This window comes from Cellvibrio sp. KY-GH-1 (assembly GCF_008806975.1).
In the GTDB taxonomy this organism is placed as follows: domain Bacteria; phylum Pseudomonadota; class Gammaproteobacteria; order Pseudomonadales; family Cellvibrionaceae; genus Cellvibrio.
The window spans coordinates 522761-546644 of sequence record NZ_CP031728.1 but is presented as its reverse complement, the minus strand read 5'-3'; the positions used below and the strand labels follow the sequence as shown (position 1 = coordinate 546644).

The window sequence follows — 23884 nt, the reverse complement described above, 5'->3', positions numbered from 1 at the left end:
TCTATAAAAATAAACAAGCCTATACTCAAAACCGGTAATTTCTGTTTATTTGACGGCGGATAGGGTATTTTTGTGAATGAACTAATTTGCGGGTGCGCCAGTTGATGGCCAAGAATGCATGGCTTGCTTCACCCTGAAAAATCGAGCTAAAAACCAGACAATAGGACCGAACGACTTTGACTACTGCCACCAATAAATACGCGGTTCCCGCACTGGATAAAGGGCTGGATATATTGGAATACCTGGTGACTCAGGAGCTGCCCAAATCTCAAACTGAGATCGCCCAAGGTTTGGGGCGCAACCCCAATGATATTTATCGGGTGCTGATCGGCTTGGAGGCGCGGGGTTATTTGGTGAGAGATGAGCTATCGGGGCGCTATCGGCTGTCGCTCAAGCTGTACAACCTATCGCGCAGTATTTCGCCTATCGATCAAATGCGCCAATGCGCGCTGCCCTATATGGAAGATCTGGCGGTCAACATTGGCCAATCCTGCTATTTGGCGATGCTCTACCAAAGCCAGACCATGATTATTGTGCACGCGCGCGGCCACAGCCCTATCTCGCTCAATATGAGCGAAGGCTCCCTATTCCCCACCATGACAACCACGGCAGGCAAGGTGTTGCTTGCCAATAGTAACCCAGCCGTGCGCGATATGATTTTGGAGCGCGACGCCGACTACGCCAAACTCAGTAAAAATAAACGCACTGCCCTGCTCAACGAATTGGAAGCGATAAAACAAGATGGCTACCTCGCGGCACAAAGCCCTTTTATCGAAGGCGCCACCGATTTTGCCGCGCTCATTGGTAGACCAGAGGGTAAAGTAATTGCGGCACTGGCTATTTCGCCGCTCAAGTCACACTGGAGCACCGCCATAGCACAAGAAGAACTGCACACACGAGTAGTGACCACTGCAAATAAAATTGCTCAACAGTTGGGGGATTTGTAACTCGCACCCTCCCGCCATCAGTTTTTGTCAACATTTAACTATCACCAATCAAGACACTAGGTTAAAGTTTAGGCTCGGCCGCACCAAGTAGCACAATAATGTGCTGCTTGATGCGGTCATACCTATAGTTATAACTTTATGGTGAGTTAGATGATGATAAAAAAAGTACCCTATTCCTGCCTTCAATACCTATCGTTTCTTTGCACGGTTTTGCTCCTAAGCGCAATCAACAGTCAGGCCGCCCCCCTTGCCAGCGATATTGATCTCGACCCTGCAGCACCGAAAATAATTCAATATCAGGCTCAAGGCAGTTTGATAAAAAAAATGGTATTAGACGTCGATAACCCAAAAAATTATGCCAACTTTAGTCTTTACGCCAACGATGAATTACTGCTCGACAATATCGATATTCCGCACTCTGGTCAGCAGCAATTAACCGCGCTCATCAAGCTTCCTGCGCCGGGGAAACTTAAGCTCAGCCTTAGAGCCAACAATGCAATACTCAACATTCATCGTCTTGAATTTATAGACCTCCCCGATCAGCATCCACCTCAATTCGAAGACATCTCCGTTAGCGCAGGCATAGATAAAGTCAGCTCAATTAAATACGGGGGCCCCACAATCGCCGACATAGATAACGACGGCGATTACGATTTTATTGTGAATAATCACAATGAAGAGAGCAGCAAACTTTATTGGAATAATGGCGACGGCACTGTAACCAAACACAGTCAAAATCTGGCGCGCTGGTTTATGCACGATCTGCACGGCACCGCTGCTGGCGATTACGATAATGATGGCGATCTGGATTTGGTTGTCACCCAAGGTGGCGGCAATGGCACAGATCCTTCCAAAGCCAATTTCTATACCAATGACAATGGCACGATGATACTCACCACAGGTGATGTGGGTATCAACAAAGGAGGCCGCGGCCGTGCCGCGCAATGGTCAGATATGGATTTGGATGGCGATTTGGATTTAATGCTCATTAACGAATCCAGCCTTACCCATGAAAAGCCGCAACATTTTTTTTACGAAAATAAAGGTGATGGAACCTTTACGCAACGCACAATCGCAGGTTTGCAAGATCAGGAACCATCGCGCTCTTTGATAACGGATTTAAACCACGACAACATTGATGATGTAATTTTATTTGGCCCACTTTCTGTCTGGCTGGGCAATGGCGATTTCACTTTCACCGATATTACCGCGCAATTCCCCACCGATGTCATTGCCTTACACAACATAATGGCAGTCGCCGATTTGGATATCGACAATGATGGCGATCAGGATCTTTACCTCGCACGCGGCAAAGAAGTTGAACACGGCAAAGGCGAAGCACCCGCAGTTGATCACGACCCCATCACACAGGAGTTTTCGATCAAACCGCGCGGATTTAAAGGTGTGGATAAATTCGAATTCACCGCCGCAGGAAAAATCAAATTGCACAATTTTTATTTTCTCGCACAAGGTGAATTCAGAGGAAAAGATTATCCTTTTTTTCTTGGCAGAAAAAAAACATCGAAAGTGATTTCTGCTGGGCAGGAGCTGGAAATAGACCCAAGCGAAGCGCAAGGCTGGCCGGATAGTATTGCGGAAAATGGTGTTTATTTTGGTTACTTGGGCAAAGGCCGCTGGAAAGCCGCATTAGTTCGCAATGGGGATATTTTTTGGAACTTTAAATTTAGTCTCGCTGGCGTCACTAGCGCCACTACCGAATTTATTCCAGAGAATCGCAACATGAATGACATTCTATTGCGCAATGACGGTGGAAAATTCACTGACGTATCACGCGAATGGCAGATTCAACCCGGCGGCAATACATTGGGTGTCACCACGGGTGATTTTAATAACGACAGTCATCAGGATTTATTCCTTTATCGCTGGGGGAATATTGGTGCGCGCATTTCTGATTACATATTATTAAACGATGGCAAAGGTCATTTCTACACCCTGACACAACACGGCGCCAATGATGTTGGCGGCCCCGGCAATGGTGATATGGGCCAAGCCTTTGATTTTGATTTGGATGGCGGCCTAGATCTATTAAATGGCAGTGAAGGTGGTGAGTGGTATCTTTATCGCAACAAAAAAAATGAAACCGGACATTACGCATTAGTACGAGTGGGTTATTCACCTAAAGCTCATGTGGATGCCATAGGCGCTGAGGTTAAAATCACCACCGCGCAAGGTGTTTATCGCAAACGGGTAGGTTCAGCGGGAGGAATTTTTTCCCAAAGCCTGTTAAACATTGTGCATTTTGGTTTAGGAAGTGCACAAACAATTGAGCGCATTAGTATTAGATGGCGCAATGGTGAAACACAACATTTCACCAACAAACCTGCCAATCAATTATTTGATACCGACAAAGCAGATGTAGAAAGTCTGCAGCTTGAACCGGCACAAACAAATCTTCGCCAAGGTACAAAATTAAATCTCTCCAGTCACTTAACTCCAGCGAATGCGGACACCCGGCTGCAATGGTCATCCAGCGATAAAAATATTATCGCTGTAGATCAGCAAGGCCAAATCACTGCGCTGGGCAACATTGGCCAAAGCGCGACAATAACAGCCACCAGCCCCACCAATGGAGTAAATGCGCAGAGCAACATCACCATTGAGCCTTGGTTTGCCGTGCAAGCAAAATCGCTAACTCTCGAACCATCACCGACAAAATTATTGGTGGGTGAAAGCCTTACACTCACTGCAACTTTATTTCCAGCTCATGCCGACAACTCGGAACTCATCTGGAGCACTAGCAATATAAAAGTCGTGCGGGTAGATACAGCGGGAACAATCACCGCACTACAACCCGGCACTGCAACTATCAAAGTAGCTTCCGCAAAAAAACCTACTGTGAAAGACACCATAAAACTGGACGTGGCGCCGACCATCGCACCCTTTATAAAATTTACGAACGAGAAAAAATTGCGCGATAAGGTATGGACTCAAAACGATAAAATTACTTTAACCGTCGAATACCACGCCGGATCAGGTAATAGAGTTATTGCGTCAGATGAAGGGGGAATTCGCTTTTGGCTGCGCCATTTTCAATCCAAATGGGTCCCAGTGAAAGACAGAGTCCTAATAGATGCAAGCGCCTTAAAAACTGAATCAGGAAAATCCACCATGACCTTTTCGTTTGAAGATCTAATCCCTAGTGCCGAGCTACCCACAGGCCAGTTTTACCAACTGCGTGCTTCATTTATATCCAGTAATGGCAAAATGTATGACGCCACTATTGATGATATAAAGATTGTTCCCTCTGTCCACTAAACACTTTCAATTTTTATTTATGTCCAAGGACGGATTTACTCACAAAAGATTCAAATTAAACGTTTGAAAACTATTTGGTCTTTTGACAGTTCATCGAATTTATAAAGACACTCTCTCAATTCAATTTTTCAATATTAATGAACCAATAATAAACATTATTTTCATCAATGAAATATCTCACTCTTTTTTGTTAACCTGATCAAAAAGATAACCCACTTCGTGAGCTTCCCTGTCTTCCTTAATTTTATCTTTACGCTGCTGCTCCAATTCTTTTTTCTTTTTGTTTACTTCTTCCAGAATAGGCAGCGGATCAAGCCCGCGCCAGAGCGGCAGCATAGACATCATGGTTAACAATAGACTGCTCGCGCGCAAAGACCACACCAGCAAACCGGTAGTGACAGAAAAAGTCAGACCAGCCACCACGGTCCTGCGATCCTGCTCTTCTACCATGGCCTCATCCATTTGGGCGCGCAAACGGCGCACTTCATTATCAAAATCTGCCTCTTCCCAAGGGGCAAAACCGGCGTCTGGCGCAATCAAGCCTGCCAGATTAGGTGAGGCGGTTAAGGTGGTAAGCGGAACATTGCCATCGCTATTGACCTCCTCAGCACGTTCATAATCGCGGCTGGACTTATCGTTAATCACCGTGTCAGTGTGGTTGCTATCGCCGGTTTCCACGATAATTCGTTGGGCGTCCAAGCCATCGGGAAGCAGTGGCTCAAGGCTGTTATTGCCACCCTGATTTGGCAATTCACCGGGAATCTCTGGCAGATCTGTATCTGCACCATCAGGGGCTTTTGGCCCATCTGTGGTAGGCGGTGTTGTTGGAGGTGTGGTAGGCGGCGTTGTTGGAGGGGTTGGCGGCTCTACCGGCGGCACAGTAACGGGTGGCTTTTCCAACGCAGCTACAGTGACTTTAAACGAGGTTTCTACCCAAGCACCATCATTGTCTTGCGCGCGCAGAGTAATGGTTGACTCGCCACCGATTTGAGAGGCAAACGAGAGCGTCATAAGGCCAGTAGCCGGGTCGATTTGAATACTGGGAACCGCGCTATTATTGCTGTTTTGCATCAGTGTCCAGCTGAGCGTGGTGCCATTTTCCACATCGCTAAATACAGTGCGCAGATTCATTTGCTGGGGTGCAGCACCGGCCTTAACGCTGATATCCGCCATACCGCTTGACACAGGCACATCGTTTACCGAGGCGATATTGATGCGTACCAATGCATCAACCCAAGCGCCCTGCTCATCTTGTGCACGCACCACCACATCGCTGCTGCCAAATTGATTGGCGCCATAGTTCAACTGCAATTTACCGGAGGCAAGATCAATACTCGCATTGCTCACCAAGGCCGGGTTGCTATTGCTAACGACAGAAAACACCAGATTGCGGGTGGCAGTTTCCTCATCGCTAAACAAGGCCCATAAATCAACCTGGTCGCCAGCCGCATCTTCAATATTATTGATAACGACATTGCCAGTGGTTTCAGGTACATCATTGACCTCTTCCACGGTCAACTCAAATTGAGCTGTCGCAGCGGCCATGCCATCACTCGCGATAATTTGGATACTTAGGTTTCCAACGTCCGCCTGGCTAGGTGTGCCACTAAAACTCAGCGTCGCGGCATCAAATACCAACCAGCTTGGCAAGGGCGCGCCGCCAGCTAATTGCGCGCTATAGACTAAGGTGGTGCCCACATCGGCATCAGTAAACATGCTCGCGGGGAAAGTTACACTGAACGGCACATCTTCCAGCGCGGTTTGGTTGGCCGGAGGATTGGCCAGCACCGGTGCGTCATTAACGTTGTTCACGACAATAACAAAGCTATCGCTAATAGAGCCGCCATTTGCATCACTCGCCGTCACCAATACATTGATGCTGCCGATATCGCCCGCCGTCGGAGTACCGCTAAAACTGCGCGTCGCGGCATCAAAACTTAACCAGGCTGGCAAAGACCCACCGCCTACCAATTGGACGGAATAACTTAACGGATCACCCTCCGGGTCAACAAAGGTCGACACGGGAAAACTGAAATCAAAGCGTTGATTCTCAGCAGCTACTTGATCGGCAATAGCCGACTGCACAAACGGCGGGGCATTGACCGGCAAACCAGTAACAGTGAGCACAAAAACATCGCTCACTGAACCGCCCTGTCCATCATTCGCAGTGACTTCAATATTGATACTGCCCACATCACCAAGCGCAGGTGTACCGCTAAAAGTACGGGTGGCAGGATTAAAACTCAACCAAGTGGGCAAGGGTGCGCCGCCAGCAAGTTGCGCGCTGTAAGTCAGTGTGTCGCCAACATCGGGATCAGCAAATACATTGGCGCCAAAGGTGAAGTTGAAAGCGGTATTTTCAGTTGCACTCTGGTCTGCAATTGGGAAAGCAACCGTAGGCGCATCGTTAGTGTTGGCGACGACAATATCGAATGTGTCAGTCACTGTTCCGCCATTGCCATCATTGACGATTACATCAATTGATACAGTTCCGACAAAAGCATTCGTTGGCGTGCCACTGAAGGTGCGCGTTGCTGCATCAAAACTTAACCACGCGGGCAATGCCCCGCCACCGGCAAGTTGCGCGCTGTAGCTGAGCGTATCGCCAACGTCAGAATCTGCAAATGTATTAGCGGCAAACTGAAAATTAAACGCGGCATCTTCAGTCGCATTTTGATTGGGGATCGGATTGGCAACTGTAGGTGCATCGTTGGTATTGGCGACAACAATATCAAAGGTCTCAGTTACAGTGCCGCCATTGCCATCATTGGCAATTACATCGATTGATACAGTACCGACAAAGGCATTAGTCGGTGTACCGCTAAAGGTGCGTGTGGCCACATCAAAACTTAACCATGCAGGCAGCGCTCCTCCACCGGCGAGTTGCGCGCTATAACTGAGCGTATCGCCAACATCTGGATCGGCAAATGTATTGGCGGCAAATTGAAAATTAAAGGCTGCACCTTCCGTGGCATTTTGATTGGGAATCGCATTGGCAACCGTGGGCGCATCGTTAGTATTGGCGACAACAATATCAAAGGTGTCAGTTACTGTGCCGCCGTTGCCATCATTGGCGATTACATCGATTGATACAGTGCCGACAAAGGCATTAGTCGGTGTACCGCTAAACGTGCGCGTTGCTGCGTCAAAACTTAACCACGTGGGTAAGGCACCTCCACCGGCGAGTTGTGCGCTGTAGCTGAGCGTATCGCCCACATCGACATCGTTGAAGGTATTGGCCGCAAACTGAAAATTAAACGCGGCATCTTCCGTCGCATTTTGATTAGGGATCGGATTGGCAACCGTAGGCGCATCGTTGGTATTGGCAACAACAATATCAAAGGTGTCAGTTACAGTGCCGCCATTGCCATCATTGGCGATTACATCAATTGATACAGTGCCGACAAAAGCATTCGTTGGTGTACCGCTAAAGGTGCGCGTTGCCGCATCAAAACTTAACCACGCGGCCAATGCCCCGCCACCGGCAAGTTGTGCGCTGTAACTGAGCGTATCACCTACATCGACATCGTTAAAGGTATTGGCGGCAAACTGAAAACTAAACGCGGCATCTTCCGTCGCATTTTGATTGGGAATGGCATTGGCAACTGTGGGGGCATCGTTGGTGTTGGCGACAACTATATCGAAAGTGTCAGTGACCGATCCGCCATTACCATCAATCGCAATGACACCAATTGATACAGTGCCGACAAAGGCATTCGTTGGTGTGCCACTGAAGGTGCGCGTTGCTGCATCAAAACTTAACCACGCGGGTAAGGCACCTCCACCGGCGAGTTGTGCGCTGTAGCTGAGCGTATCGCCCACATCGACATCGTTGAAGGTATTGGCCGCAAACTGAAAATTAAATGCGGCATCTTCCGTCGCATTTTGATTAGGGATCGGATTGGCAACCGTAGGCGCATCGTTAGTGTTGGCAACAACAATATCGAAGGTGTCGGTCACCGTACCGCCATTGCCATCATTGGCGATTACATCGATTGATACAGTGCCGACAAATTCGTTAGTCGGAGTGCCGCTAAACGTGCGTGTGGCTGCATCAAAGCTTAACCATGCAGGCAATGCTCCACCACCGGCTAGTTGTGCGCTGTAGGTGAGCGTATCGCCAACATCGACATCACTAAACGTATTGGCAGCGAAAGTAAAATTAAATGCGGCATCTTCAGTCGCGTTTTGATTGGGAATTGAATTGGCAATGGTAGGTGCATCGTTAGTGTTTGCAATCACCAAATCAAAGGTATCTGTTGCCGGTGTTCCGCCTTTTGCATCATCTGCAGTTACTTTAATCGAGATAGTGCCCACATCTGCATTGACGGGAGTACCCGAAAATGTGCGGGTTGCGGCATTAAAACTTAACCATGCTGGCAGCGCGCTTCCATCGGCCATAGTTGCGCTGTAAGTCAATGGATCGCCATCTGCATCACTAAACGTATTCGGGGCAAACTGAAAATTAAACGCGGCATCTTCCGCTGCGTTTTGATTGGGAATTGGATTGGCGATCTGAGGATTATTGTTTACGCCACTGGATACCTGAAACGCCAAATCACGATCCGGATCGGGTGTGCCCGTGCTGGAGTGAAATGAACCATTGGGGTAAACATTCGTATTGTGAATGCCCACGCTTACTAGGCCATCATTGCTGGTGGTTTCAACCCTTATAAAATAAATTTGATTGTCGTTTAGCGCGACGCCAAAAAAATTAAATGCTTCCCAGCTTAACGTAGTATTCAAGCCGGCAGATGACTTAGTGTCACTGGCAATCACCGTACCATTATAAGTCGATGATATTAATGAGACGGTAATAGTTTGCATACTGGCGGAGGGATCCTTCCTGACTTGCAAAATAATTGAATCGATTGTGTAAGTTGCGCCTACGCTGTCATGTGCAAACGATTGAAAAAGAGGCACGCCCGCAGAAATTGACTGAGTGTTTGTCGCAGCACCAGAAGATTCGTAATTAACATTGGTGGCACCAACGTTGTGAACCTGCAAATCAAAAAAATCCGACACAGTGGTGGTGCCGTCATTTGCAATTACCTCGATGGTGACATTACCAACATCGCCATTGGAGGGTATACCACTGAATGTACGGGTTGCCGCATCGAAGGTAAGCCACGCCGGTAATGGCGCCCCACCGGGAATTTGCGCGCTGTAGGTTAACGTGCCCCCTACATCTTGGTCATTAAACGTATTGATTGGAAAAGTGTAGTTATACAGCGAATTTTCGGTCGCGTTCTGATTCGGTATTTGATTTACCACCGTCGGCGCATCATTGGTGTTCGCGATGAGGATATCAAAATTGTCAGAAACCGTTGCCCCTGCACCATCATTCGCGGTGACTCTTACCGAGAGAGTGCCTACATCGTCATTGACCGGTGTACCCGAAAATGTGCGCGTAGCCGAATCAAAACTCAACCACCCAGGCAATGGGCTGCCATCAACTAACGTTGCGGTATAGGTAAAACTTGTACCCAGATCGCCATCGCCAAATGTATTCGAGGGAAAAGTGTAACTGAACGCTGCGTCTTCAGTGGCGTTCTGATTGGGAATCGGAATATTGACAAAGGGCAAGTCATTAATATTGACGATAGTTAGATCAAAGGTGTCATTTACGGCTCCACCAAAGCCATCGTTAGCCGTAACTCTAATACTGATGGTGCCAATATCGCCGTCATCAGGGACGCCACTAAACGTACGCGTACCCGCATTGAAATTGAGCCACGCAGGAAGTGGATTTCCATCCGATAAAGTAGCGGTATAGGTCAGCGTATTGCCATCAACATCGTTAAAGGTATTGGCTGGAAATGTATAACTGTAAAGTGACTCTTCATTGGTTGATTGATCGGGAATTGCATTGGCAACGATAGGTGCGTCATTAACTGAAGTTACGTTGATGGCTACTGTGTCTGTATCTGTTTTATCAATGTCTCCAGTACGACCTGCACCTTTATCATTGGTCGCTATGGTGAAAACATCGGCACCAAAAAAATTACTGGCTGGGGTGTAGTTAAGCGTAGCGGCAAGTGTTGCATTAATTTGCGCCATAGTGCCGGTTAATACCACGGTGGCGGTACCACTACCTGAAATAGCGGCTGAGCCACCACTAACAGATAAAACACCGTGACTAACACTTAAGGTTACTTCCACATCCCAAAGATTGTAGTCGTCGATATCGCTAATACTAACACCCGAAATAGCAACAGTCGTGTCTTCTACTGTAGTAATCGGCCCCGCCGGAACTGTATTAACGGGATTGTCATTCACGTAGCTCACGTCAATTTGAAGGTTATTAGCACTTTGGTCGGTATCCACACCACCGCCCGCAGTACCGCCATCATCTCTAACCTGAAACGTCAATACCGCATAATTCGTAGCATTTTCATCGGCTGCAGGGGTAAAAATTAACTTTCCCGCATTGATATCAGCAATAGTAACAAATTGATTTACGCTTACAGAGCCACTTCCCGTAACCGAGAATGTGCCACCACCACTTATAGCAGTAATTTTTACACCAGCAAAACTATTGCCGTCAGGATCACTAAAACCAAAATTAGCCGCTGTTAAAACTTTAGGCGTATCCTCCTGTGTATCGATTACGTTATTTGTCCCAACTGGAGCCTGATTAACGGCCCCTGAAATTGTAAAACTCATGGTATTGGGGGTCATGTCGAGAGTATTGCTCGCACCATTATCTTGCACTTGAAAGGTATAGCTCGAAGCGCCAGCCGCTACAGCGGCTGCATCCGGCGTATATTTCAAAAAACCAAAATCGATATCGCTTTTTGTAACCGTTTGACCAGCTGTAATCGCAATGCCGCTAAGGGTTAAGGTGCCATCAGCAGGCAATGTAGTAACTTTTACTCCCGCCATAACATCCCAAGGGCTATCAACGGTTTCATGAAAACCAAAGGAAGCAGCATAGATGGTGTAGGCACTTCCTGCAGAGATAGGAATAGATATATCGGTACCAGTAGGAGGGTTGGAACCAGCCAACAACCCCTGCCACTCAAGATATGACTTGGCAGAAAAAAGTTCGGGGGCATCTATCTGCCCATACTTAATCTCCAATACCCAATCCCCACCTTCACGACTATTACCGGTAAGGTCATTGCTTGCCGCTACATCAGCGCCGGTCAAATCACTTAATTGGCGCAATAAGTTGATACCACTTTGGTTTGCCGCCAAATCACAGCCATACAAGAGAATATCGGCCTCATCGCTCAACGCCATGTTCCAAGCCACAAATTGCTGGGCGTACTGGTCAATATTATTTTCATTAAGTACTTGATTTCCGAGCATTAGATTACCGGTCACACCATGAGAAATCACATGAATGACTGAAATGCTGCTAGCACTAGCAAGATAATTGCTGATTTGAGCAATGCCGTCTTGGGTGGTATCGAGATAGACGATGGCGGTGGAGTCGGCATATGTACGGTTGCGGATATCTTCAACCAAAATTTGGTAACCATCGACCCCTGTATCAACAAATACCAGCGTAGTAGCGGAAGATTGAGTGTTGGGTGCAATATCGGCCTGAGGATCTGTATCAGGAACGGATTGAAGCCCAGAATCCTGGCTTTCCATCATCGGCGGGGTATCTGGCATATAGATACTAACCAGATCGACCTGCTGTGCCGCCTGCGCTAAAGACAGCCAATCAGAATTGCCATCATCGAAGACAGCAATATCTGCGGTGGCAGAGAACAATAATCTTGGCTCCAGAGCTTCAATTAAAGGGCGACGCGGTGACCTTGACATAGATATCGAACCTATTTTAGGACTAACACCTGAGGACAAGAATATGCGTGTTGACCACATGCTGGCATTGTTAACATTTTACACCAAGATAGGATGAGTGTCGCAAAAAAGTCCCAAGATGCCCGACAACAAACTTGTTTTGAGCGCGTGCAGATGAGCGCCCTTAGACTAATTGCCCGGAAATTGGGTAGCGCAACCCTGAAAACACAACTCAGAAATGGATTAGCCGCAGTAACAATTCCCTGCGCTTATGTACAGGATTTACCGACTAATTTTTAAATTGGACATGCTCACAAGAGGCAGTTAAGGATCTTTTTATAAACATATAACAGTACAGCTCTTGCGCCTCTATTGAGCTGAGTCAACTTCGGATTGGGGTTTTCAACGTTAATTATTTCTAATTGTTAATGCCTCTGGCTACACACCTCAACAAAGACCGCTCTATCTGTCGATGAAAATCGATTGGCGGTAATATCTATGTCAGTTTCATCAAGCCTCAACCAAACATGTCGATGTGATTTTTTATAGCGATTTTCGCCGATGACTATTTCCAGAGATGATAAACCAATTTTTTCAATCAGGAATTTTGCTAATAGATTCGAGGAAAACTCGCAGCAATTAATTGGAAAAAGATCAAATGAATCTAATTGAAATCCAACTACTTTTGCTTTCAGGATTGCTTTTCGAAACAGGAAAGCAGATGACTGTAAATCATTTGTCGTAGAGATGGACGAGGCTAATTTTATTGCGATGTATCAATCTCGTCTTTGAGAGAGTTAATGACGATCTCCAAACCGTCATGGGGATCAACACCCAGTACCTGGCAGTACCTTACAAATTCAAGCACTTCAATTTTCCGTCGATCCTGCTCCATCTTGCCTAGCACAGAATGGTGCCGTCTCATGGCGAGTGAGGCCTCACGGAGTGTCAAACCACTGGCCTCCCGCTGTTTTTTTAGCCAGAACCGTAACTTTTCGTAGTGAGGTGAGTAAGGAGATGATTTCATTGTCTCGATGATAGAGACAGGATAGAATGGCGCGAAATTCGAGACATGAGGCGTCAATTTCTATCATGAAATCTCTCACAGTTAAGTCCGGGCTACTCTCGGCATTCTCATTACTGGTAAACCGAGAATTCACCGTACACGATCTCACAAAAGCTTATTTGAACAATTCGGCATGCCTTCATAGTTCCAAAAAAGCCGCTCGACAGTTTGTTTATCGCAACATGCTCCGCCTTATCGATAATGGGGAATTGACTAAGGTCGTTGTCGATAGCGGCTGGCCCTTATATCGACTAACACCCCTGTTTAAAACGCAGGAGTGCGCAACCACAATAGTGACTACAGCACCATCGGCGGCTCCGGTAAGAGCTACAGTTACAAACGATATTCCTCGCCAGAGCCTGCAAGAGCGGCTAAATCGGCACAAATTGGAAATGTTGTCCGCAATGGGCGAGACCGAGGAATATGATGCAATTTGCAGCGAGATTCCCGAGCTGCAAGATGATATACAACCTCTGTACAACCAATCCCGTGACAAGTGCTCCAAATTGCTCGGGCGAGTGAAAGCCCTTGAAAGCCTGTTGGCGAGGCAAACAGGTTTGGCGCAATGAAGTTACGACGCTGGCAATTCCGATGTGTTGAACAGGCTCTGTCGAAATTCAAGAATGAAGATAATCACTTCCTGTGTCTCGCGACCCCCGGCGCAGGCAAGACCGTCATGGCGGCAACGTTGGCGCACCGGCTTTTACAGCAGGGCATGGTCGATTTGGTATTGTGTTTTTCGCCCTCAATCATTGTGTCGTCCGATTTTCAACAAGCGCTGGAAGTTCATACCGGCTTTCGGATGGATGGTCGCCTCGGATCAAGGGGACAGTCTTTAACATATCAATCGATGTTGAGTTTGGGAGATGCATTTTGGGCATTGTTTCAAACCCATCACGTGCTAGTAATTTTTGATGAGATACATCACTGCGCAGGTGATAATTTTGAAAACGCCAATGCGTGGGGGCAAACCATTATTCAGCATATTCAGGGGCGCGCGGCATATACCATTGCCTTGACCGGCACACCTTGGCGCTCTGACCGAATCCCCATCGCTTTATCCAGTTACTGTCAGCACAACAAAATCCGCTGTGATTTTATTTATGGAATGGCGCAGGCTATTCAGGAAAAGGTGTGTCGGGCTCCCAGCATCACGTTGGTGGACAATGATCGCATAGTCGTAAAACGGGGTGATACAACAGAGAAATATTCATCTTTCGCTGAGTTACTCAAACTATCAGATTGCTCATACCAACAACTGATTGGTATCGATGCACTGATTGTGTATCTACTAAAACAATCCTCAAAAAAGTTAATGCAAATTCGCAAGCAGCACGAGAATGCGGGCGGCCTTATCGTCGCCGCATCAGTAAATCATGCTTATAAGATTGCGACACTACTGGAACGTCACTTAGGCCAGCGAGCCTGTGTTGCTACTTACATGGATGAAGATGCCCACGGTACTATAAATTCTTTTAGAAACAGCACCCAGCCTTGGATTATTTCCGTAGGGATGGTGAGTGAAGGCACTAACATTCCACGACTGCGCGTGTGCTGCCACCTGACACGAGTCAAAACAGAATTGCATCTTCGGCAAGTATTGGGACGTGTTTTACGTATGGGCGATGTTCCCGGTGAAAGTTATTTGTATTTACCGGCCGAACCCAATTTAGGGGAATACGCGAATCGTGTGGCAGAAGAAATACCGGAATCTGCAACTATTCGACGCGAAACAATGCCAAATAGTGACGATGAAAAGCCATTAGCGATCAAACTACAAGAACCGCAACAATTTGAAGACATAACAGAAATTACTTTTGAAAATATGCCTGTAGGCGAGTTGCAAACCAATATAGATGATCTACCACCTATCCACATTTCAATGTTGGCAAAATCCTATGATACCACCATCAACGTATTTGGTCGGTTTCGTAAAGAATTGCTGCAATTGCATCAGCTTTATACGCAAGAATCTAGCAGCCCCTTTTGATTAGAGTAGAATGGAAAAAACACAATTATCCTTTCTAACCACATTTTTTATAGTGGTATAGCAAAGCATCGTTTAGCGTTGATAAAACATGACAATCCCCCACCATAAGATCATTAGATTAATACTGTCAAGGGAGACAACAGACGAAAAATTTACCAATACTGGATGCACGGAAGTTCAACGAGGGGGGATCTTTTCCTGCAAAGGTAGGTTTAATAGCTGCAGTGATAAAGAAATTTGAACCCTCTATGTCACTAGCTTTTGATTGTAAATACTGGCAGGCTTTTAGAATGGTAAGCGGAGTTTGAACCAGAAGTCTCGCTGGAATACTTCACTCTGAAAGTAATACTTTATAATATGGTTCAATGTTATCGGCTCCTATTGTCCACACGATTTTGGTTTTCAAGTAAAAGCGTTAAAACCTGACATGTGATATAGCAAAAAAATAGGCCTAATTATGAGAATCTACATGACAAAACGTTTCACAAAAATAACCTTACTATTCAATGAATTACATTTGCCATGTGTTTTGTCACTTAGGTGTATCGCTTGTGTGAACACCGTAACCATGGCGGTAGCCGTACTTTAGTCCTAACCCTGCAAGGGCAAACTAATTAACGCCTAACGCTCCCCCCTTAATTCTGCGCACTTAGGGGCCTTCACGCGCTAACTGCGCGCCATTAATAACCACATAGCTAACACCATAATACCGAGACATAAAAAAACCCGCGCTCGCGGGTTTTTTAACTCACTTTTTAAAGCCGGGTGGCAAAGCCCCCCTGGAGGCATACCACCAGGCATCATCCCTCCCAATCCACGCATCATTTTTTGCATGCCGCCGCCTTTCATTTTGCCCATCATTTTGGCCATTTGCTTGTACTGTTTTAATAAGCGATTCAAATCCTGAATCTGCGTACCCGAACCCATTGTAATACGACGTTTGCGCGAACCACTTAAATCATCCGGATTGCGGCGCTCTTCAGGCGTCATTGAGTTAATGATGGCTTCCATTTGTTTGAACTGCTTGTTCACATTAGCCGATTGCGCCATCTGCGCCACATTACCCAAGCCAGGCAACTTATCCAACATGGAGGTTAAACCGCCCATGTTTTGCATTTGCTGCAATTGATCGCGCAAATCTTCAAGGTCAAACTTTTGTCCCTTGGTAACTTTCTTGATTAACTTTTCAGCTTTTTCTTTATCTACGTTGCGCTCTACCTGCTCAATCAAAGAGAGCACATCACCCATACCTAATATACGCGAGGCAATACGATCGGGATGGAAAGGCTCAAGAGCATCAACCTTCTCGCCCATACCCAAAAATTTAATAGGTTTACCGGTAATGTGACGAACAGACAAGGCAGCACCGCCGCGCGCATCGCCATCCGCTTTGGTAAGAATCACACCCGTTAATGGCAATGCATCGTTAAAGGCCTTAGCAGTATTAACCGCATCCTGACCAATCATCGCATCAATTACAAACAGGGTTTCAATTGGATTGATGGCAGCATGCAATTCTTTGATCTCTGTCATCAATTCTTCATCGACATGCAAACGGCCCGCAGTATCGACAATCAACACATCGAAAAATTGCTTTTTCGCATGGTCAATGGCGCTTCGTGCAATGTTCAAGGGCTTTTGATCGCTCGACGAAGGGAAAAACTCTACCCCTACTTCACCAGCCAAAGTTTGCAATTGTTGAATTGCTGCAGGACGATAAACATCCGCACTGACAACCAATACTTTTTTCTTTTCGCGCTCTTTCAGGAACCGGGCAAGTTTTGCCACTGAGGTTGTTTTACCCGCTCCTTGTAACCCCGCCATCAAGACAATGGCGGGCGGTTGTTGCGCCAGGTTTAAAGACTCATTGGCCTGCCCCATGGTTGCAACCAACTCCGCCTCAACAATTTTGATGAATTGTTGCCCAGGGTTTAATGCCTTACTAATTTGTTGACCCAAGGCACGGCTACGCACCTGATCGATAAACGCCTTAACCACCGGCAGTGCCACATCCGCTTCCAACAATGCTTTACGCACATCACGCAACGCATCTTTGATGTTGTCTTCACTCAGGCGCGCCTTACCAGTAATGGAACGCAGGGTATGGGATAAACGGTCTGTTAGATTCTCAAACATGATCTGTCTCAAACATCGGTTAAAAAGTCGATCACCTCGCCTGAACGCCTGCGCCCATTGGTGATCCCAGATAAAGTGGTCGCGATTATACCCCCAAAGCGGTCAAAAAAGATGTACCACAAGGCATTATCCACGGGGGACTTAATAAGGCCATTTCTCATTTAATCTTCTCTTTAGGAAGACCTTATGACACACTTGTGACCTTGGTTTCGCCGTTAAAAAACCACTCAAGGATTCTGTTTACCAGCATGATGACACTAAGCGCCAACCTCATTGCCCTGCTTCTCTACACCGCTGCAGCCATTTACTTTGGGCGGCAATTCGGGCGGCATAAATCATTGCAATCTCCCCAATTGCGCGCTGTAGCTATGCTGGCACTCGTTGCCCATGGTGTGGGAATCTACGGATTGAGCCTAAAGGATGGCCAATTACTCTTTAGCCTATTCTCTATTTCGTCGCTGATTTTTTGGGTTGTTAATGCGTTGGTTCTGGTCAGCAGCCTAAAAAAAGAACTACATAACCTGTTTCTTTTATTGTTCCCGTTATCTGCCGTATCTGTTTTGGGAGCAATCCTTGGCAATAACCCCGAATGGCAGCACCCGCTGGAATACACCATCGCGGTTCACGTTATTTTATCGCTGCTGGCTTACAGCCTGCTGACTATCGCCAGCTTACAAGCATTGCTTCTCGCCTACCAAAATCGCGCGCTGAAAAATAAAAGCCTGCTCGCCAACAGCAAATTGCTGCCACCATTGCAAACAATGGAGTCTCTACTATTTGAGTTTTTGTGGGTGGGCGAGATATTGCTGAGCCTGGCTATTGTGTCTGGCTTTTATTTTCTGGAAGACATGTTCGCGCAGCATTTGGTACACAAAACCGTTTTCGCGCTCATTGCCTGGTTTATTTACGCACTTTTATTATGGGGCAGAGGTCATATGGGATGGCGAGGTACAAAAGCGATCCGCTGGGCACTCGCAGGATTCGTGTGTTTAATGCTTGCGTATTTTGGCAGCAAACTAGTACTGGAAATTGTGTTAAATCGCGTTTAATAGCTCAATCCAGAGGCTTGTCCCGATCAAGATTTTGCTGTGGGCTTTTGTTGCGGCGCTTAGCCTTGTTTAACAACCACGCCAAGGACGCCGCTGCGCCAATTAAACCAGTTAAGAAAACCAGCAGCACCAAAAGATAGCTACCCATTTCCTTCCAGCTTAACCCCCAACCATATACAGCCAACATCAAAAAACAAAAACCCGCCAATAAATTAATACCAAGGCCACGGTGCCGTAATAGTCTGCGCAGAATCATAAATTAATTGCCAAATAATTGATGGATTGCAAAAGCAACACCCGCCTCATCGGCAGTTTTAGTTACCCAATTGGCGCAAGCCTGTACATTGCCATTCGCATTCCCCATAGCAATACCAATGCCGGCCATGCGCAGAAAATCCATATCTGACTCTGCATCACCAAATGCAATAACTTGATGAGCCTCCAACTGATGATGCTCCAGCAAAGCCTGGAAAGCACTTTCTTTTGTTGCCCTACCTGAGACCACACTGGCGAACTGCCATTGCGGGTGTGCCGAGAGATAAGCACGCGCAAAAATTTCCTGCGGAAACGCCCCCTCCAACGCAGATAACAGATCACCCTGCTCACCACGATTCACACCCAGCAATAGCTTTGATACAGGTTGCGCCTTAATGATTGATATTAAGTCTGCACAAGTCGGCTCTACACGCAAGTGCACGGCATGAACCTCAGTGATGGGCACAATATCCGCCACAAAAAAAGCATCCGCCGTATAAACCTCGACATACATATTCAACTCACGAGCGGCGTTAACGACAGCCAAGGCAGAATCGCGAGTTAATGCCGTTTCACTCAAGGTTTGCTGATTGAGTGGATCATACAAATGAGCGCCGGTATAAAACATTCCGGTATCACGAATACCTAACTCATCAATTAAATACTTTGCTGCAAAATAAGGGCGCCCGGATGCTATTGCGGTTTTAATACCTTGCTGCTTAAGCAAACTCATTGCGGCATACAAATCGGACTTTATCTGCCCCTGCGAATCCAGCAAGGTACCGTCTATATCAAAAAAAGCCAGGCGTATATTTGCCGCTGCTTCACGAAGATGAGATGGGATATGCATCATTAACTAACCAATAGCTTCACAACAAGGTACGCAACCACAAACCCTGTCAAGGCAACCACCTTGACAGTCACACTTTTTTGAATGGGCGAGAGAAACTGAAAACGGGAATGTTTTGACACCAACAACTGCGTCAACACATAGATCAACATAAACCCACCAGCCCAATGTAGCGCGTACTCGCTAAATAATTGCTCTTTCATAAATTACTCGCGGCGCCACTGTGTACCGCCATCTTTTGCATCTTCAATCTGAATTTTATTTGCCGTTAAGTGTTTTCGAATTTCATCTGCACGCGCATAGTTTTTATCTTTTTTAGCCTGGATACGCTCAGCTATTAACTGCTCAACCTCTTCGGCAGAAATCTGATCACTACTCCCCGCCTGTAAAAACACAGTCGGCTGCTCTTGCAGAACACCAAGAATATTTCCCAGCGCTTTTAATTCCCCCGCCAAACGCACTGCCAAAACCGAGTCGGTTGTGCTGGCGTTATTTAAATCGCGAACCAAATCGTACATTCCCGCCAAAGCAACACGGGTATTGAAATCATCGTTCATGGCATCAACAAACGCTTTGAAATAAGCGCTTTCCGCCAATTCAGTTAGAGGTGTTGGCGCCACATCAGCATAGTCGCGCAAGGCACCATAAAAACGATCCAAACCAGTACGCGCCTCAATCAAATTATCTTCAGCGTAATTGATCGGACTGCGATAATGGCTACTGATTAATAAAAAACGAACCACTTCAGGGTGATACTTTTCCAACACATCGCGAATAGTGAAAAAATTGCCGAGCGATTTCGACATTTTTTCACCATCAACACGTACAGCCCCCGCATGCATCCAATAATTGACGTACTTGCAACTATTGGCCGCTTCACTCTGCGCAATTTCATTCTCATGATGCGGGAATGGTAAATCCGGGCCACCACCATGGATGTCAAAAGTTTCGCCGCAGCAATGCTTACTCATGGCGGAGCATTCAATATGCCAACCGGGACGACCATTACCCCAAGGGGATTTCCATGCAGGCTCTCCTGCTTTCGCCCCCTTCCATAAAACGAAATCGCGCGGATCCTCTTTGATTTCATCCACTTCAATGCGAGCGCCAACCAATAATTCATCGACATTTTTATTGGTAAGCTTTCCGTAATCAGCAAAGCGCGCTACGCGATAGTAAACATCGCCATTGCTGGCCGCATAGGCATACCCCTTATCGATCAGCGCTTTATTCATATCAACAATCTGATCAATGTACGCCGTTGCGCGCGGCTCAATATCCGGACGGGCAATGCCCAACCGGGTTTCATCCTCGTGCATATAATCAATAAAACGTTTTGTTAACGCCGTGTACTCCTCACCATTTTCATTGGCGCGCTTGATGATTTTATCGTCAATATCGGTGATATTGCGTACATAGGTAACATCCCAACCCTGACTGCGCAAAAATTTGGTAATCACATCAAACGCCACCAGCACACGCGCATGACCAATATGGCAATAGTCGTAAACCGTGATACCACAAACATACATAGAGATTTTGTTGGGCTTTAGCGGTTTGAAAATTTCTTTCTGACGCGTGAGCGTATTGTATATCTGCAGCATATTATTCCTGCTCTTCTTTACCGAAGCTGTCTTTCAAACTAATCGTGCGATTGAATACCGGTTTATCTGCGGTGCTGTATTTACTGTCTAAACAGAAATAGCCTTGGCGCTCAAACTGGAAGCTATTTCCTACCATTGCCTTGCTCAAGCTCACCTCAGCCTTGCAACCCTGTAAAATTTCCAGATTGTTAGGATTCATTGCATCAAGGAAGTTTTTACCACCGGCATCAGGCGCCTCATCATTGAACAAACGATCATACAAGCGCACTTCGCAATCCAGATTTTGCACTGCAGAAACCCAATGGATAACACCTTTAGGTTTTACGCCATCTTCTGGATCCTTACCCAAGGTGCCCTCAATAATGCGCGCGCGAATTTCAATAACATCTCCAGCCGAATCCTTAATGGCTTCGTCCGCTTCAATGACATAAGCGCCGCGCAAACGTACACGCTTGCCCAACACTAAACGCTTGTATTTTTTATTGGCTTCTTCACGAAAATCCTCTTGCTCAATAAAAACCGTTTGCGTAAATGGGACAGTACGATTACCAAGATCATCGCGATTTGGATGATTATGGACAGTAAGCGTTTCCACCTTGTCTGCAGGATAATTTGTGAGCGTTACTTTTAACGGACGCAATACGCACATTGCACGTGGCGCATTTTTGTCTAAATCATCGCGCACACAAAATTCCAGCATACCCACATCAACCACGCCATCTGACCGGGTTACACCAATACGTTCACAGAAGTTGCGCAGCGATGCAGGAGTAAAACCGCGGCGACGCATACCGGAAATAGTCGGCATTCGCGGGTCATTCCAACCATCTACAAAACCCTCGTCAACAAGCTGTTTCAATTTACGCTTGCTAGTGACGGCATAATTAATATTCAAGCGAGCAAATTCATACTGCCGCGGCACCGCAGGTACTGGCAAATGTTGGATAAACCAATCATACAATGGCTTATGATCTTCAAATTCCAGCGTACAAATTGAATGCGTAATCCCCTCAATCGCATCACTTTGACCGTGGGCAAAGTCGTAAGAGGGATAAATACACCATTTGTCGCCCGTTTGATGATGATGGGCTTTTTTGATGCGATAGATAATCGGATCACGCAAATTGATATTGGGCGATGACATATCAATTTTTGCACGCAACGAGCAAGATCCTTCCTCAAATTCACCTGCGCGCATTTTTTCAAACAACGCAAGGTTTTCCTCAACCGAACGATCTCGATAGGGACTGTTTTTTCCGGTCTCAACCAAAGTCCCTCGATACTCGCGCATTTGTTCCGCACTTAAATCACAGACAAATGCCAAACCGCTTTTGATCAGGTGAATAGCCCAAGCGTGTAACTGATCAAAATAATCCGAGGTATATTTAACGTTTCCGGCCCATTCAAATCCAAGCCACTTTACGTCCTCCATAATGGAATTGACGAATTCCTCATTTTCTTTTTCTGGATTGGTATCGTCAAAACGCAGATTGCACGCACCGCCAAACTCTTCGGCCATACCAAAATTCAAGCAGATAGATTTTGCGTGGCCAATATGTAAATAGCCGTTTGGCTCTGGTGGAAACCGGGTGACAATGTTGGTGTGCAAGCCCTGGTCCAAATCCTTGCGAATAATTTGCTGGATAAAATGCAAGGGTTTAGCTTTTACTTCAGTGGTGTCGTTGTTTGCAATCGGAGAATGATTGTCGCTCATGGGATAACAAATCCATAGGGTAATTCGTGACTTGAAGCAGCCTCACCAGAATAGGGAAAGGTCGCGAAACGTGGGGTTATTCTACTGATTCGACAGGTTTTTTCATACCTCGGCGATAACACCGATCAAGGATGAAACATGGAAAAGATCAAAAAACACTCAATCCTTGACTGATGGGGGTGGCGCAGCACGATAATCACTGCGGCGGTTCAACTGATAACGACGAACTGCTTGGTTGTGGGCATCCAAAGTGGCAGAAAACTCACTCGTACCATCTCCCTTTGCCACAAAATACAATGCATTTCCTGCTGCAGGATTCAGTGCTGCCTTGACTGAGGCAGCGCTTGGCAATGCAATTGGCGTGGGCGGCAACCCCTCAATCGTATAAGTGTTGTAAGGGGTTGCCTCTTCGAGGTTTTTGCGACTAATGCGCCCTCGATACTGATCCCCCATACCATAAATAACGGTAGGATCAGTCTGTAATTTCATCCCCTGTTGTAAACGCCGAACAAATACACCCGCAATTTGATCCCGCTCGCTGTGATGCCCAGTTTCGCGCTCAATAATCGACGCCATAATCAGAGCCTCATAGGCGCTTTTATAGGGCAAATTTGCTGCACGCTTTTCCCATTCCGCATTTAACAGACTTTTCATTTTACGAAAGGACTTTTGTAGAATTTCAACATCGCTGGTATTGCGGCTAAAACTATAAGTATCCGGGAAAAACCAACCTTCAGGATGAGTGATAGCTAACCCCAGGAGCGCAAGTTGCTCCTTGTTTGTTTTGCCAGTCAACTCATGCCTTATTGAAGGGTTTTTATCCAAGGCTGCTAACGCCTGCTTGAACGTCCACCCCTCTACAAAGGTAACCTGATACAAAACCACCTCACCTTTTTTTAATTTTTCCAACAAAGATTGAGGCGTAGAACCAGGAGCAAAAAAATACTCTCCAGCATGCACCTTATTGACGTTGGTAACGCGCGCATACAAGCGTAACAAGCGCGGGTAATCCAAAATACCCTGAGCGCCAAAATCATTCGCCAAATGGCTTAGCGATTGCCCTTGCTTCAATTCATAGCGATACCCTTGGGTATCAATATTTAACGGGGTTGTTAACCAATTCTGCAAATACAACCAACCTGCAGCGGCACTGATAAGCCCGGCCAAATAAATTGCGGCAGCAATAATCAGCAATTTCAGGGAAGGAGAAATTTTCTTCATAACTTCAATAACTACATACGA

At 46.4% G+C, this 23884-nt stretch carries 12 protein-coding genes and 1 pseudogene; 5 read left to right on the top strand and 8 right to left on the bottom strand.

All coding sequences use genetic code 11. The features are described 5' to 3' along the window. Window positions 1-176 precede the first annotated feature (176 nt). Window positions 177-947: an IclR family transcriptional regulator gene (locus tag D0C16_RS02175; protein WP_151030813.1), complete on the top strand. Its 771-nt coding sequence runs from the start codon at window positions 177-179 to the stop codon at window positions 945-947. A gap of 150 nt (window positions 948-1097) precedes the next feature. After that, the gene (locus D0C16_RS02170) at window positions 1098-4223 is read left to right on the top strand and encodes an FG-GAP-like repeat-containing protein (protein WP_225318875.1); all 3126 of its coding nucleotides are present in this window, start codon (window positions 1098-1100) and stop codon (window positions 4221-4223) included. 177 nt (window positions 4224-4400) lie between these two features. On the opposite strand, the gene D0C16_RS02165 is transcribed toward D0C16_RS02170, so the two are convergent. Together D0C16_RS02165 and D0C16_RS24605 are read right to left on the bottom strand one after the other, a co-directional pair. Next, complete coding sequence (locus D0C16_RS02165; RefSeq protein WP_191968628.1) at window positions 4401-11999, bottom strand: putative Ig domain-containing protein; 7599 nt, start codon at window positions 11997-11999, stop codon at window positions 4401-4403. 742 nt (window positions 12000-12741) lie between these two features. Continuing rightward, window positions 12742-12903 (bottom strand): hypothetical protein, encoded by a 162-nt coding sequence (locus D0C16_RS24605; RefSeq protein ID WP_232283047.1) that lies wholly within the window; start codon window positions 12901-12903, stop codon window positions 12742-12744. Window positions 12904-13070: 167 nt separating this feature from the next. Here D0C16_RS24605 and D0C16_RS02155 point away from each other — a divergent pair, with 167 nt between their 5' ends. Both D0C16_RS02155 and D0C16_RS02150 read left to right on the top strand, forming a co-directional pair. Beyond that, window positions 13071-13613, top strand: coding sequence for a hypothetical protein (locus D0C16_RS02155; protein WP_040391639.1), 543 nt, complete (start codon window positions 13071-13073; stop codon window positions 13611-13613). After that, complete coding sequence (locus tag D0C16_RS02150) at window positions 13610-15034, top strand: DEAD/DEAH box helicase (protein ID WP_040391637.1); 1425 nt, start codon at window positions 13610-13612, stop codon at window positions 15032-15034. The genes D0C16_RS02155 and D0C16_RS02150 overlap by 4 nt, the downstream gene beginning before the upstream one ends. Before the next feature lie 748 nt (window positions 15035-15782). Here D0C16_RS02150 and ffh read toward each other — a convergent pair. Continuing rightward, window positions 15783-17170: pseudogene (gene ffh / locus D0C16_RS02145) on the bottom strand (signal recognition particle protein). A 248-nt stretch (window positions 17171-17418) separates the two neighbouring features. On the opposite strand from ffh, the gene D0C16_RS02140 reads away from it, so the two are divergent. Beyond that, complete coding sequence (locus tag D0C16_RS02140; protein WP_151030811.1) at window positions 17419-18219, top strand: inner membrane protein YpjD; 801 nt, start codon at window positions 17419-17421, stop codon at window positions 18217-18219. Window positions 18220-18478: 259 nt separating this feature from the next. Here the strand turns inward: D0C16_RS02140 and D0C16_RS02135 are convergent, their stop codons facing one another. From D0C16_RS02135 to mltG, 5 genes are all read right to left on the bottom strand, one after another. Next, the gene (locus D0C16_RS02135) at window positions 18479-19327 is read right to left on the bottom strand and encodes an HAD family hydrolase (RefSeq protein WP_151030810.1); all 849 of its coding nucleotides are present in this window, start codon (window positions 19325-19327) and stop codon (window positions 18479-18481) included. Continuing rightward, a complete protein-coding gene (locus tag D0C16_RS02130; protein ID WP_151030809.1) occupies window positions 19327-19527 on the bottom strand; it encodes a hypothetical protein in 201 nt (66 codons plus the stop codon). The genes D0C16_RS02135 and D0C16_RS02130 overlap by 1 nt, the downstream gene beginning before the upstream one ends. A 3-nt stretch (window positions 19528-19530) precedes the next feature. Further along, window positions 19531-20928 (bottom strand): cysteine--tRNA ligase, encoded by a 1398-nt coding sequence (cysS, locus tag D0C16_RS02125; RefSeq protein ID WP_151030808.1) that lies wholly within the window; start codon window positions 20926-20928, stop codon window positions 19531-19533. Window position 20929: 1 nt separating this feature from the next. Next, window positions 20930-22642, bottom strand: a complete 1713-nt coding sequence (locus D0C16_RS02120; RefSeq protein WP_151030807.1) for a glutamine--tRNA ligase/YqeY domain fusion protein — start codon at window positions 22640-22642, stop codon at window positions 20930-20932. 159 nt (window positions 22643-22801) lie between these two features. Next, window positions 22802-23863: an endolytic transglycosylase MltG gene (mltG, locus tag D0C16_RS02115; RefSeq protein ID WP_151030806.1), complete on the bottom strand. Its 1062-nt coding sequence runs from the start codon at window positions 23861-23863 to the stop codon at window positions 22802-22804. Window positions 23864-23884: the final 21 nt, after the last annotated feature.

Excerpts from the sequence above, each read along its gene's own strand:
- D0C16_RS02170 (WP_225318875.1), top strand. The coding sequence starts at position 1,098 with ATGATGATAAAAAAAGTACCCTATTCCTGCCTTCAATACCTATCGTTT.
- D0C16_RS02165 (WP_191968628.1), bottom strand. The coding sequence starts at position 11,999 with ATGTCAAGGTCACCGCGTCGCCCTTTAATTGAAGCTCTGGAGCCAAGA.
- D0C16_RS24605 (WP_232283047.1), bottom strand. The coding sequence starts at position 12,903 with ATGAGACGGCACCATTCTGTGCTAGGCAAGATGGAGCAGGATCGACGG.
- D0C16_RS02155 (WP_040391639.1), top strand. The coding sequence starts at position 13,071 with ATGAAATCTCTCACAGTTAAGTCCGGGCTACTCTCGGCATTCTCATTA.
- D0C16_RS02150 (WP_040391637.1), top strand. The coding sequence starts at position 13,610 with ATGAAGTTACGACGCTGGCAATTCCGATGTGTTGAACAGGCTCTGTCG.
- D0C16_RS02140 (WP_151030811.1), top strand. The coding sequence starts at position 17,419 with ATGATGACACTAAGCGCCAACCTCATTGCCCTGCTTCTCTACACCGCT.
- D0C16_RS02135 (WP_151030810.1), bottom strand. The coding sequence starts at position 19,327 with ATGATGCATATCCCATCTCATCTTCGTGAAGCAGCGGCAAATATACGC.
- D0C16_RS02130 (WP_151030809.1), bottom strand. The coding sequence starts at position 19,527 with ATGAAAGAGCAATTATTTAGCGAGTACGCGCTACATTGGGCTGGTGGG.
- cysS (WP_151030808.1), bottom strand. The coding sequence starts at position 20,928 with ATGCTGCAGATATACAATACGCTCACGCGTCAGAAAGAAATTTTCAAA.
- D0C16_RS02120 (WP_151030807.1), bottom strand. The coding sequence starts at position 22,642 with ATGAGCGACAATCATTCTCCGATTGCAAACAACGACACCACTGAAGTA.
- mltG (WP_151030806.1), bottom strand. The coding sequence starts at position 23,863 with ATGAAGAAAATTTCTCCTTCCCTGAAATTGCTGATTATTGCTGCCGCA.